Origin of the sequence: Rhizobium sp. WYJ-E13 (genome assembly GCF_018987265.1) — a bacterium.
Taxonomy (GTDB): Bacteria; Pseudomonadota; Alphaproteobacteria; order Rhizobiales; family Rhizobiaceae; genus Rhizobium.
In genome coordinates, this window is sequence record NZ_CP076853.1 from 788,918 (window position 1) to 801,736 (window position 12,819).

The window sequence follows — 12,819 nt, forward strand, 5'->3', positions numbered from 1 at the left end:
TTCCTGTTCATTCCTCCCAAGACACGCCTTCTATATTGCAGTGCAGCATTGATTCTTCAATGCACCCTTGCAGGATGCAGCCATGCGTATATTGCATGGACAAATTCATAATATTTTCAAACTTGGCTAATTTGTAAGCAGGGAAAGCTCTTTAAGTCTAGCCTGGAAGGCCAGTAGATCGCTCCAGGCCAACCGCTTATTGACGGGCGCGGTTAACAGGTCCTGCGGATGCAGGCTGGCGATGGCCGGAATGACCTGATCTGCGACAGCGATCTCCTTCCACCGGCCGCGAAGCCCGTGAATCGTGTCGTTCTCGCCGAAGAAGAAGCGCGCCGTGTAATTGCCGAGCAGCAGAATGGCACGCGGCTCGGCGAGCGCGATCTGCCGCTCGATGAAGGGACGGCAGATCTCCGTTTCGGCCGCCGACGGCATGCGGTTGCCCGGCGGACGCCAGGGAATGATCTGCGTCAGGAGAATGGCTGATCGATCGAGGCCGATCGAGGCCAGCATCCGGTCCAGCAACTGGCCCTGACGACCGGCAAAGGCCGCGCCCTCGCGCTCGTCATCGGCACCCGGCGCCGGACCGATCACCATGATGCCGCTGGCCGGATCGCCGCTCGCGAAGATGGTCGAGCGGGCGCTGTTCTTCAGGTTGCAGCCGTTGAAGGCTTCCAGCGCCGTTTTCAATTCTGAAAGCGAACGTGCGCTCTCGGCTGCAAACCGCGCCTGCTGCACCGCTTCGCCGTCGGGGATAGCCGGCTGCGGGCGCGAGGCAGGGGCGGGAGGTGCTGCACGTTGCTGCGGGGCGGCCGGGCGCGAGGGCGCCTCACTTTGCGATTGTGCCAGTCTTTCCGGCTGCGCGGGTGCTGCCGCGCGGCGTGCCGCCTTCATCGCCTCGAATTCGGCGAACCGGTCGACCGCCTCGTCCTCCAGCAGCCAATCCACGCCCGCTTCCGCATGGAAATGCAGAAGTGCGGCAAGTTCGGCCGGTGTCAGGTCGTTGGCGGAAATCATGGGCGGACTTTAGCGGAGCGAAAACGGCAATGAAAGGGCGGGCAGACCTGCCAGCGCCCTTTCGGCGCTTATTGCACAGTCCCCCACTATTGTACGGTCCATTGGTCGATGTCGTCGCGTTCGCCGATCAACGCCAGACCGTGAGCGATGGAGAGCAGTTCGCCGCCGCTCTCGATCTTGTGGCTGTCGAAGCGCTCGGTGAAGATGCGCCGCACGGCCGGCACGAAAGATGTGCCGCCCGTCAGGAACACCTTGTCGATGCCGGATGCATCCATGTTGGTCTTCTCCAGCACCTCGTCGAGTGCGCCCTCGATACGGGCAAGGTCATCGACGATCCAGCTTTCGAAATCGCTGCGCTTGATCGTTCGGTGGCCGGCCCGGCCAAGCGGAGCGAAGTCGAAGGGGGCTTCCTCGGCGGCGGAAAGTGCCATCTTCGTTGCCGAGACTGCCTGATAGAGCGGATAGCCCTCGTCATGGTCGATGAGATCGATGAAGATTTCCAGCTTCTCCGGCTCCAGCGCCGTGCGCACCAGCCTCTTCAGATCCTCGAATTCCCTTGTGGTCTTGAAGATCGACAGCTGGTTCCAGCGGCTGAAGCTCGCGTAATAGTTCGAGGGAACCTCAAGGATCTTGTCGAAGCTCTTGAAATGACTCCCTTTGCCGATCTGAGGCGCAACGATGTTGTCGATCATGCGCGCGTCGAAATGATCGCCGGCGACACCGACACCCGAATGGCCGATCGGCGTTGCCGTCAGCTTGCCGGCCTTGGTTTCGAAGCGGATCAGCGAATAGTCCGTCGTGCCGCCGCCGAAGTCGGCGACGAGCACGGTCGCATCGGACTTCAGGTTCTGCGCGAAGTAGAAAGCGGCCGCCACCGGCTCGTAGACATAGTGAATTTCCGGAAAGCCGAAGCGTGTCAGCGCCTCGTTGTAGCGCTGCACGGCAAGCGCCGGATCCGGACTGGCGCCGGCAAAATGCACCGGACGGCCGGCAATGATGCGGGTAACGTCCGCAGGCCAGTTCTCGCCGGCGTAGTGGCGCAGGCGGCGGATGAAGATCTCCATCAGGTCTTCGAAGCTCTGCCGCTTGCCGAAGATGATCGTGCCCTGGAAGAGGGCGCTTGCCGCAAAGGTCTTGATCGACTGCAGGAAGCGGCAGTCGCCGGGATTGTCGATGAACTGCTGGATCGCCGCATGGCCGGCCTCCACCTTCAGCGCCGAAGCGCCGAGCTGCGCGTCCTTCATGAAGGAGAGCGCGGTGCGCATGCTGTCGGCCGTGCCGGCGCTGCTGGTCAGCGATATGGAATGAGTATCGGCGCCGCCATCTGCAAGCGCCAGAACAGTATTGGTCGTGCCGAAGTCAAGCCCGAGCGCCTGTGCCATGGCCGTGCTCCTTATCAGATCTGTCGAAAATGACTGAACCGGGGCAGGTGCCCCGAAATACGAAAGGGCGCCTTATGGTGCGCCCCTGACATGTTGTGAGAGGCGCGTGATCGCACAGCAGGAGCCGGAAAGCAACCCGCCTCGACTAGTTTCCGAGCTGCGCCCGCGTCTCCTCGGCCATCTTGCCGACCCACTTGCGGAACATCTCCATGGCGGGCGTGACGGAGCGCGATTGCAGCCGCGTCAGCCAGTAGCTGCCCTTGGAAATCCAGATCGGGAAGGGCTGTTCCAACTCGCCTGCCGCAAGCTGGCGAGAGAACATCAAGGGCGGCGCCAGTGCCACGCCCGCGCCCTGCAGCGCCGCCTCGATCATCAGCACGGAGGAATCGAAGACCATGCCGCGGATTGGTGGGGAGGTAACTCCTGCCGTTTCGAACCAGCCCGGCCATTCGTCGGCACGGTAGGAGCGCAGCAGCGTCTGATGGGCGACGTCTTCGGGGGAGGAGAGCTGGCGGGCGATCGAGTGAACGCAGAGCACCGAGAGCGGCGCTTCGAAGAGGGCTTCGGCCTCTATATCGTGCCAGGCGCCGTTGCCGAATTTGATCGTATAGTCGAGACCCTCGGCGGCAATATCGACGCGGTTGTTGTTGGTCGAAAGCCTGAGATCGATGAAGGGATATTGCTCGCGGAAATCGGCAAGCCGCGGCAGGAGCCAGCCGACGGCGAGCGTGCCGACGGCGCCGAGCTTCAGCACTTCGCGCACATGCCCGCCCTCGAACCGCTCCAGCATATCGGCCATGCGGTCGAAGGAATCCTGCAGCGCCGGCAAGAGCGCCAGCCCTTCCTCCGTGATCATCAGCCCGCGCGGCAGGCGACGAAACAGGCTGACGCCGAGCCGCTGTTCCAGAAGCTTCACCTGATGGCTGACAGCAGCCTGTGTGACGCAGAGTTCGATGGCCGCACGGGTAAAGGAAAGATGCCGCGCCGCCGCCTCGAAGGCGCGCAGCGAATTCAGCGGCAAATATGGTCGAACCATGGCAATGGCCTAATCTGATTTATGCCTGACCGGAAATATCATCGTTTGATCGGGCCTTCCAGGGTGGCCTAGAAAGCCGAGGTCGAACCATATGGAGAACGAAAGTGGCTTTCGAAAGACATCTTCTTCTGGCATTTTCTATAAGTATTACAGCAATTTCCATGGGTGTATCGCCGGCCGATGCCGCCGATCCGATCCGCTGCACCGTCATCATCGATGAGAAGACCGGCGAGACGATTTACCGTCAGGGCAATTGTGATCAGGGCTTCTATCCGCAATCGACCTTCAAACTGCCTTTGGCCATGATGGGCTATGATTCCGGCATTTTGGTCGATGAGCACAATCCGCTCTGGCCATACGATCCGAAGCTCAAGCGTTCGAAGCGTGAGCAGAAGGATACCGACCCGACCATCTGGGAGCGGGATTCCATCGTCTGGTTCTCGCAGGAACTGACCCGCAAGCTTGGCAAGCGCGCCTTTGCCGATTACGTCAAGCGCTTCGGATACGGCAATCAGGATGTCTTGGGCGGGCCTGGCAATACGGATGGCCTCACCGAAGCCTGGCTGATGTCGTCACTGAAGATCTCGGCCGAGGATCAGGTACGGTTCCTCCGCCGCTTCCGCACCGGCAGCCTGCCGATCTCGGTGCGAGCGCGGCAGATGACGGAGGCGATCGTCCCACGGTTTCAGGCGACTGACGGCTGGGATATCCAAGGCAAGACCGGCGCCGGCTGGCTGCGCAATGCAGCCGGCAAGACCAATTACGAACGGCCGCTCGGCTGGTTTGTCGGCTGGGCGACGAAGGGCGACCGGCGGCTCATCTTCGCGAGGCTCTACATCGCCAATCATCGCTATGCCGACAATCCCATCAGCTTCGAGACGCGGGATACGCTGATCGCGGATTTCCCAAAGCTGGTCGAGGGTCGCTGACATGAAAAGGGCGCCGGAAGGCGCCCTTCTGTCTTCTTACTCAGCGGCGATCGCCCGCGGCTCCTCTGCCACGTGCGCTTCCGTCTCCCTGCGGCTGAGCAGGCGGTGGAGGAAATTGCCGAAGCGGTCCATCTCGACGAAGATGACAGGCGTGATGAACAGTGTCAGAAGCTGCGAGACGATGAGGCCGCCGACGACGGCGATGCCGAGCGGCTGGCGCAGTTCCGAGCTCGCACCTGTGCCGAGCGCGATCGGCAGGGCGCCGAGCAGGGCGCAGAAGGTCGTCATCATGATCGGGCGGAAGCGCCGCACGCAGGCTTCGTGGATCGCTGCCGTTGCCTTCTCGCCCGTCGTTCGCATCGTCTCCACCGCCACGTCGATCATCATGATCGCGTTCTTCTTGACGATCCCGATCAGCATCAGCAGGCCGATGAGCGCGATGATCGAGAGATCAAAGCCCATGATCTTCAACGCCAGCAGCGCACCGAAGGCGGCGGCCGGCAGGCCGGAGAGGATAGTCAGCGGGTGGATGAAGCTCTCATAGAGCACGCCGAGCACGACATAGATTGTCAGCACCGCCGCAAGGATCAGGTAGGGCGTATTGCCCTGCGATTGCTGGAAGATCTCTGCCGTACCGCCATAGGACGTGAAGACGTCGGCCGGCATGTCAAGGTCCTTCTTGATCTGCTCGATCCTCGCCGTCGCGTCGCTGAGCGATACGCCTTCCGGCAGGTTGAAGGACACGGTGGTCGAGACGAGCTGGCCCGTCTGGTTGATGGTGACGGGTCCGACCGTGCGCTCGACATGCGCGAAGTTCGACAGCGGCACCAGGCTGCCATTGGAAGAGGCGACGCGGATCTCAGAGAGTTTCTGGTCATCCCATGGCTTGCTCGTGTCATATTCGACGATGACGTCGTAGCTGTCGCCGGTCGACTGGATTTCCGCAGCCGCAAAGCCGCTGAAGGATTCCTGCAGCGTCGTGCGCAGCGTATCATTGTCGATCCCGTAGGCGGCTGCCCGCTCGGTATCGATGACGATACTGGCCTGAAGAGCATTGTTCTGCGCATCCGAGGTCACGTCCGTGAATAGCCGGTCGGCGCGCATCGCCTGCTGGATCTTGCCGGCCCACAGGTTGGTCTGGTCGGCGTTCAGCGCCTGTATGACCAGCTGATACTGGCTGGCGGTCTGGCGGCCGCCGAAGCGCAGGCTCTGGTTCGGGGTTACGAAGGCCTGCAGGCCGGGGATCTTGTTGATCGCAGTGCGCAGCTCGCGCAGTGTCTGGTCAAGCGGTTCACGCTGATCCTTGTCTTTCAGTTCGACGAACATCGAGCCGTTGTTCTGTGGCTTGTTGGGGTTGCCGCCGATGGTCGACATCACATGGTTGACGGCCGGGTTCGCCTTGACGACGGCCGCGGCCTGCTGCTGCAGGGCCTCCATCGCCGAGTAGGAAATATCCTGTCGCGCCTGCGTGCTGATCGTCAGGCGGCCGATATCTTCCTGTGGGAAGAAGCTCGTCGGCAGCGTCATGAAGAAATAGACGGTCAGCGCGACGGACGCGAGGAAGACTCCGAGAATGAAGGGGCGATGGCGAAGGCACCAGCCGACCGCATTGTCATAACCGCGCAGCGTCCGCTCGAAACCGGCATCGAAGATGCGGATGAGGAGTGGCGGACGGCCGTGGTTGCTGGACAGGAGCGAGCCGAGCATCGGCGTCACCGTCAGCGAAACGATCGCTGAAGCGATGATGGCGATTGCAACAACCATGCCGAATTCGTTGAACACCCGGCCGACGACACCGCCCATCAACAGGATCGGGATGAAGACTGCGATCAGCGACACCGACATGGAGATGATGGTGTAGCTGACTTCGCCCGCACCCTTGATCGCCGCTTCCCGCACCGGCATCCCTTCCTCGACATGGCGCAGGATGTTTTCGAGCATGACGATCGCGTCGTCGACGACGAGACCCACCGCGAGCGTGAGGCCGAGCAGCGAGATGTTGTCGATGCTGTAGCCCAGCACATACATCATGCCGAAGGTCGAGATCAGCGACAGCGGAACGGCAAGCCCCGGAATGATCGTTGCGGTCGCATGGCCGGTGAAGAGGTAGATGACGAGAACGACGAGGCCGATCGTCAGGAGCAGAGTGAACTTCACGTCGGCGATGGCATCGCGAATCGGCTTTGCGGCATCGTTCATGACGACCGTGTTGACCGAGGGCGGTATTTCGGCGTGGAGCTGCGGCAGCTTGGCGTTGATCGCGTCGACGACGTCGACCGTGTTGGCATCCGGCTGGCGCTGGATGGCGAGGATGATGCCGCGCTGGCCGTCATACCAGCTGCCCGTATACTGGTTCTCGACGCTGTCCTGGACATCGGCAATATCGCCGAGATGGATCGGCGCGCCGTTCGGATTGGCGATGACGAGCGAGCGGAACTGCTCGGCATTGGTGCGTTGCGTGTTCGCCGTGATCGTCATGGCCTGCGAATTGTTCTGCAGGGTGCCGACCGGCTGCTGGCTGTTGGCGGCGGCAAGCGCCTTGTTGACGGTGTCGATGCCGATGTTGCGGGTCAAAAGCTTGTTGGGATCGACCTCGACGCGCACGGCATAGGTCTGCGCACCGAAGACACTGACCTGGGCAACACCCGGAAGCGTCGACAGCGACGGCGAGATGATGTCTTCGGCGATCTCGTCGAGCTTGCTGCGCGGCATGGTGTTGCTCTGCACCGAAAGCAGCATGACCGGCGCGTCGGCCGGGTTCGTCTTGCGGTAGCTCGGCGGTGTCGTCATGTTATCGGGCAATTGCCGTGTCGCATGCGAAATGGCCGCCTGCACGTCGGCGGCGGCCGCATCGATATCGCGGTTGAGGTCGAATTGCAGCACGATGCTGGTGTTGCCGAGCGAACTCGACGCGCTGATCTCGCTGATGCCGGGGATTGTCTCGAACTGCTTGATCAGCGGTGTCGCGACCGAAGTCGCCATGGTCTGCGGCGAGGCGCCGCTCAACTGCGCCGAAACGTTGATGGTCGGAAAATCGACCTGCGGCAGCGCCGCCACCGGCACGAGCCGGTAGCCCGCAAGACCGGCCAGAATGACGCCGATCGCAAGCAGCGTCGTTGCGACGGGGCGCTGGATACAGAAATTCGGGATCAATGCTCAGTCCCCACCGCGATCGTTTCGGCCTGCTGCTGTTGCCGAGGCGCCTCGGCGGAGGCGACATTGAGCGTCTTGTCGTCGAACTGTTCGCTGACCGCCTGCTGGTCGCTGAGTTGGCCCTGGCCTTCGACAACCACATGGTCGCCTTCCGCGATGCCGGACGCAATGGCGGTGAATCCGCCATTGGCGCGGGCGACGGTCACCGGCGTCAGGTGCGATTTGCCATCTTTGGCAACGAAGGCGAAGAAGCCGTCGGGACCAGGGCTGACGGCAACCGTCGGCACGACCACCTGCTGCTCGTCATTGTTGAAATGCACGACGATATTGACCGACTGGCCGGGCCACAGAGCGCCGGAGGCGTTCTCGAACTTCGCCTTGGCGAGGATCGTGCCCGATGCCGTATCGACCGTATTGTCGTAGAAGCTGATCTCGCCTTTGCGCACTTGCCCCTTGGTGGAATCGGGCGCCGTGCTGACCTCGACCGGGCCGGCGGCCAGCGCCTTCTTCAGCACACGCAGGTAGCGCTCCTGCAGGTGGAACTTCACATAGATCGGATCGTATTTGGCGATGGTGACGATGGCCGCACCGGCATTGACGAAGGCACCCTTGCTGAGAGCGATATCGCCAAGCCTGCCGTCGAAGGGCGCACGAATATCGGTATGCTCGAGGATGACCTGGTCGGAGGCGAGCGTGGCCTTGTCGGCTTCGACGGTCGCGGCGGCGGTATCGCGGGCGGCTCTCGCCTGATCGAGGCTCTGCTGGGTGCCGGCCTTCTGGTTGAAGAGGTCCTGCGCCCTTGTCAGCGCCGTCTCGGATTCTGCGAGCGTTGCCGCATCACGCACGATCATCGCATTGTCCTTGTCGACGGCGGCTTTGGCCGTCCGGTCGTCCAGCTTGGCGATCAGATCGCCTTCCTTGACCGTCGCACCGTCCTGAGCCTCGATGCTGACGACGAGGCCCTGTTCCTGCGCGGCGATCGTCGTATTGTCCTCGGCATCGGCCCAGCCGGTCGCCGTCACATCCATCGGCAGCGTCGCCTTTACGGCCGCCACGGTCTTGACCATGGTCGGGCCTGTCGCGCCGCGCCGCCGTCCGCCACCCTGCTGGCCACCGCTCTGCCCACCACTCTGGGCCTGATCGCTTTGTGCCTGCTGATGGCCGCCATTGCGGGTGCCCTCAGGCTTCTTGATGAACTGCGACAGGTAGGGGATATCAGAGGCATAGGGGATTCTGTCCCCGAACTGCCAGACGCCAACGGCGGCCAAGGCTGCAATACTGACGGTGATCCAAAATTTCTTCATGGGCGAGACCGGTCTTGTCTTGGAAAATTGCGTGATTTTCTCCCGTGATTGAGCCGCCTATATTGCGGCGCAAAAAAGACATATTCACCCCGGCGGCGATCACTAAGCGGTTATGGCGGCTTAAATTTTCGTAATGAACAGTCTGTAATATTCAAGCTATTCTAATATATAGTCAGGTAGGCAGTGTCGTTGATCTCGGAGACCTGCCAGCGCAGGCTGTACCGGCGAAACACTATTTGATCCGCATGGCAGATCTTGCGTGGGATAGACCCTGGAAAACGCAGAGGCAGGCAGCCATGGCCGAGTTGAATGCTGGTGAACTTCGCTCACTCATCACAACCACTTTTCCCGAACTGACGGGCTCCGTCTTCAAGCTGGCGACCAAGGGTTGGGATTCGGTGGCCGTCGACGTCGACGACCGGCTGATCTTCAAGTTTCCCCTTAATCCGCATGCCGAAAGGGCGCTGGTGAGGGAAGCGGCATTCCTCGGCGTCATCAGGCCATCCTTGACGATGGCTGTCCCCGACATGCGCATTCACGACGGCCCCCCGGTCTTTTCGAGCCATTCCAAGCTGCGCGGCGAACATCTCATGACGGAGGATTACGAGGCTCTACCGGAAGCAGCCCGTCAGCGCCTTGGCGACGATCTCGCCCGTTTCTATGCCGAACTGCATGACCTTGATGCCGACCGCATGCGCGCGCTTGGCGCCGGACCGATACTGCCCTGGCAATCGCCGGAGACCGTCAGGGACAAGGCCCTGCCGCTGCTGCCGTCCGAACTGATCAGCTATGCAGAAACTGTTATCCCGGATTTCCAGTCCCTGCCGCCCGATCCCCACGGCATCACCTTCGGCTTCTTCGACGGCCACGGCTGGAACATGGCCTTCGATCACGGGCAGGGCAGGCTGAACGGCGTCTATGACTTCGCCGATTCAGGCTTCGGCCCGCTGCATCAGGAGTTCATCTATTCGAACTTCATCTCGCCCGATCTGACGGCGCGCATCGTCTCGGCCTATCAGACGCTGACCGGCCGCCAGCTCGACCGCCGGCGCATCGCGATCCTGACGGGCTTCCATCGCCTGTCCGAACTCGCCGAACTTGCCGATGATCCCGCCTATATCGGCTCGAAGATCGACAGCGTCGCGGCATGGGCCGCTGCGTCGGCCCATGCCTGATGATACCGGCGATCAGACGGAGCGCGCAGCACCTCCATCGCAGCGGATCAGCGAGCCGGTGATGTAGCTCGCCGGCTGGCTGCAGAGGAAGGCCGCCGTTGCAGCGAATTCCTCGACCTTGCCGTAGCGCCCGACCGGAATGCGCGCTTCCTTCTCGACGCGGATCTCCTCGATGCTCTTGCCGGTCCGCTTGGCGGCGGCGCCATCGAGATCGTCGAGGCGCGCTGTGAGGATGCTGCCGGGCAGCAGCAGGTTGGTAGTGACTCCGTGGCTTGCCACTTCCGACGCCAGCGTCTTGCTCCAGCCGGCAAGCGCCGGGCGCAGCGTGTTCGACAGCGCCAGATTGGCGATCGGCTCGATCACGCCCGACGAGGCAACTGTCAGAATGCGGCCCCAGCCCTGCGCCTTCATGCCCGGCAGCAGCGCATTGGTCAGCGTGATGACGCGCGCCACCATGGAAAAGAAATAGGTCTCGAGCTTTTCAGCAGTCATGTCCTCGGTCGTGCCGGGCGTCGGGCCGCCTGTATTGTTGACGAGGATATCGAGCCCGCCGAATTTCTCCTGCACGGCAGCCGTGACTGTGCCGACGAAATTGTCATCGGAGAGGTCGGCCCAGACCCAGTCGGCCTTGCCCTTGCCTTGCGCATTGATCGCCTTGCAATTGGCTTCCAACTCGTCGCCGCTGCGTCCGCACAGAAGAACATTCGCGCCCTCCTGTGCCAGGGCCTTGGCGATGCCGAGCCCAAGACCGCGCGAGGAAGCCAGTACCAGTGCGCGTTTTCCCTCGATGCCGAGATCCATGATTTCCTCCATTTCCTGTTGCCCTTTCTATAGGGCGCAAGCCATGCGGAAGAAAAGGAGAAAGAGCGCTTTCACGGTACTCCCTTAATTGACGTTAACGTAAGCGTCATATAACCTTCTGTACGGAGGAAACATCATTGTGCGAATTGGAGGATTGGCTGTCGCTTCCCGGCTCGACAATGTTTTCCGGTTTTGACAAGAGAGTTAGCTGATTGGGGATGAACGGCCGTCAAACGGCCGAGCGGAGAGAATGGATGACCGAAATGACTGAGTTGCCGGAACGCGAGAGCATGGAATTCGACGTCGTGATCGTCGGCGCCGGTCCGGCCGGCCTTTCGGCCGCCATCCGCCTGAAACAGGTCAATCCGGAACTGTCGGTCGTCGTGCTCGAGAAGGGCGCTGAAGTCGGCGCCCATATCCTGTCGGGTGCCGTCGTCGATCCCATCGGCATCGACCGCCTGCTGCCCGGCTGGCGCGAAGAGGAGGGTCATCCCTTCAAGACCGAAGTGACGGACGATCATTTCCTGCTGCTCGGCCCGGCCGGTTCGCTGCGCCTGCCGAACATCATGATGCCGCCGCTGATGAGCAATCACGGCAACTACATCGTCTCGCTCGGAAATGTCTGTCGCTGGCTGGCGGGCAAGGCCGAAGAACTCGGCGTCGAGATCTATCCGGGCTTTGCCGCGACCGAAGTGCTCTACAATGACGAGGGAGCCGTCATCGGCGTGGCGACCGGCGACATGGGCATCGAGAAGAACGGCGAGCCCGGCCCGAACTATGCGCGCGGCATGGCGCTCATGGGCAAATATGTGCTGATCGGGGAGGGCGTGCGCGGCTCGCTTGCCAAGCAGCTGATCGCCAAGTTCGACCTGCAGAAGGATCGCGAGCCGCAGAAATTCGGCATCGGCATCAAGGAACTCTGGGAGGTCAAGCCCGAGAACCACCGTCGCGGCCTCGTACAGCATTCCTTCGGCTGGCCGCTCGGCATGAGCACAGGCGGCGGTTCCTTCCTCTATCACCTGGAAGACAATCTCGTCGCCGTCGGCTTCGTCGTCCACCTGAACTACAAGAACCCCTATCTCTACCCCTTCGAGGAGTTCCAGCGCTTCAAGACCCATCCGGCGATCCGCGGCACCTTCGAGGGCGGCAAGCGCCTCTCCTATGGTGCGCGTGCCATCACCGAGGGCGGGTATCAGTCGGTGCCGAAACTCTCCTTCCCCGGTGGCGCGCTGATTGGCTGTTCGGCGGGCTTCGTCAACGTGCCGCGCATCAAGGGCAGCCACAATGCCGTGCTCTCGGGCATGATGGCGGCCGACCGCATCGCGGCGGCAATCGCCGCCGGCCGCGCCAATGACGAAGTAGCCGAGATCGAAACCGACTGGCGCAAGAGCGATATCGGCAAGGACCTAAAGCGGGTGCGCAACGTCAAGCCGCTCTGGTCGAAATTCGGCACGGCCCTGGGCGTGGCGCTCGGCGGTCTCGATATGTGGACCAACCAGCTCTTCGGCTTCTCCTTCTTCGGCACGCTTGGTCACGGCAAGACCGACGCCGCCTCGCTGGAACCCGCCTCGCAGCATAAGCCGATCGTCTATCCGAAGCCCGATGGCGTGCTGACCTTCGACCGCCTGTCCTCCGTCTTCCTGTCGAACACCAATCATGAAGAGGGCCAGCCGGTCCATCTGCAGGTCAAGGACATGCCGCTGCAGAAATCGTCCGAGCTCGGCATCTATGCCGGCCCGTCGACGCGCTACTGTCCGGCCGGGGTTTACGAATGGGTGGAAAAGGATGGCGAAGAGACCTTCGTCATCAACGCCCAGAACTGCGTCCACTGCAAGACCTGCGACATCAAGGATCCCAACCAGAACATCAACTGGGTGCCGCCGCAGGGCGGCGAGGGGCCGGTCTATCCGAATATGTGACGCAGGGTGGTTCTTCGTCGCCGTAAATTGGACAGGGTTTCCATGCTTTCCTTCCTTCGCACAGGAGAGTTCGCGGTCGCTGAAGCACCGTTCGACCATGCGTGAA

General features: G+C 61.9%; 9 protein-coding genes. 3 read left to right on the plus strand and 6 right to left on the minus strand.

Annotated elements, in window-relative coordinates; all coding sequences use genetic code 11:
• Positions 1 to 126: 126 nt before the first annotated feature.
• The 3 genes from KQ933_RS03940 to KQ933_RS03950 all read right to left on the minus strand — a co-directional run bounded on the left by KQ933_RS03940 (position 127) and on the right by KQ933_RS03950 (position 3,432).
• Positions 127 to 1,014, minus strand: coding sequence for a uracil-DNA glycosylase family protein (locus KQ933_RS03940; protein ID WP_216757486.1), 888 nt, complete (start codon positions 1,012 to 1,014; stop codon positions 127 to 129).
• An 86-nt stretch (positions 1,015 to 1,100) separates the two neighbouring features.
• Positions 1,101 to 2,396, minus strand: coding sequence for an Hsp70 family protein (locus KQ933_RS03945; RefSeq protein WP_216757487.1), 1,296 nt, complete (start codon positions 2,394 to 2,396; stop codon positions 1,101 to 1,103).
• 145 nt (positions 2,397 to 2,541) lie between these two features.
• Positions 2,542 to 3,432 carry a LysR family transcriptional regulator gene (locus KQ933_RS03950; RefSeq protein ID WP_216757488.1) on the minus strand — a complete coding sequence of 297 codons (891 nt, stop codon included), beginning with the start codon at positions 3,430 to 3,432 and terminating at the stop codon, positions 2,542 to 2,544.
• Between the two features lie 104 nt (positions 3,433 to 3,536).
• On the opposite strand from KQ933_RS03950, the gene blaOXA reads away from it, so the two are divergent.
• Complete coding sequence (gene blaOXA, locus KQ933_RS03955) at positions 3,537 to 4,361, plus strand: class D beta-lactamase (RefSeq protein ID WP_216757489.1); 825 nt, start codon at positions 3,537 to 3,539, stop codon at positions 4,359 to 4,361.
• A 36-nt stretch (positions 4,362 to 4,397) separates the two neighbouring features.
• On the opposite strand, the gene KQ933_RS03960 is transcribed toward blaOXA, so the two are convergent.
• Both KQ933_RS03960 and KQ933_RS03965 read right to left on the minus strand, forming a co-directional pair.
• Positions 4,398 to 7,514, minus strand: coding sequence for an efflux RND transporter permease subunit (locus tag KQ933_RS03960; RefSeq protein WP_216757490.1), 3,117 nt, complete (start codon positions 7,512 to 7,514; stop codon positions 4,398 to 4,400).
• Positions 7,511 to 8,818, minus strand: coding sequence for an efflux RND transporter periplasmic adaptor subunit (locus tag KQ933_RS03965; RefSeq protein WP_216757491.1), 1,308 nt, complete (start codon positions 8,816 to 8,818; stop codon positions 7,511 to 7,513). The genes KQ933_RS03960 and KQ933_RS03965 overlap by 4 nt, the downstream gene beginning before the upstream one ends.
• 296 nt (positions 8,819 to 9,114) lie before the next feature.
• On the opposite strand from KQ933_RS03965, the gene KQ933_RS03970 reads away from it, so the two are divergent.
• Positions 9,115 to 9,993 carry a phosphotransferase family protein gene (locus KQ933_RS03970; RefSeq protein WP_216757492.1) on the plus strand — a complete coding sequence of 293 codons (879 nt, stop codon included), beginning with the start codon at positions 9,115 to 9,117 and terminating at the stop codon, positions 9,991 to 9,993.
• Between the two features lie 12 nt (positions 9,994 to 10,005).
• Here KQ933_RS03970 and KQ933_RS03975 read toward each other — a convergent pair whose 3' ends face one another.
• Entirely contained in the window at positions 10,006 to 10,794 is a 789-nt protein-coding gene (locus tag KQ933_RS03975) for an SDR family oxidoreductase (RefSeq protein ID WP_216757493.1), read from the minus strand.
• 254 nt (positions 10,795 to 11,048) lie between these two features.
• On the opposite strand from KQ933_RS03975, the gene KQ933_RS03980 reads away from it, so the two are divergent.
• A complete protein-coding gene (locus KQ933_RS03980; protein WP_216757494.1) occupies positions 11,049 to 12,713 on the plus strand; it encodes an electron transfer flavoprotein-ubiquinone oxidoreductase in 1,665 nt (554 codons plus the stop codon).
• Positions 12,714 to 12,819: the final 106 nt, after the last annotated feature.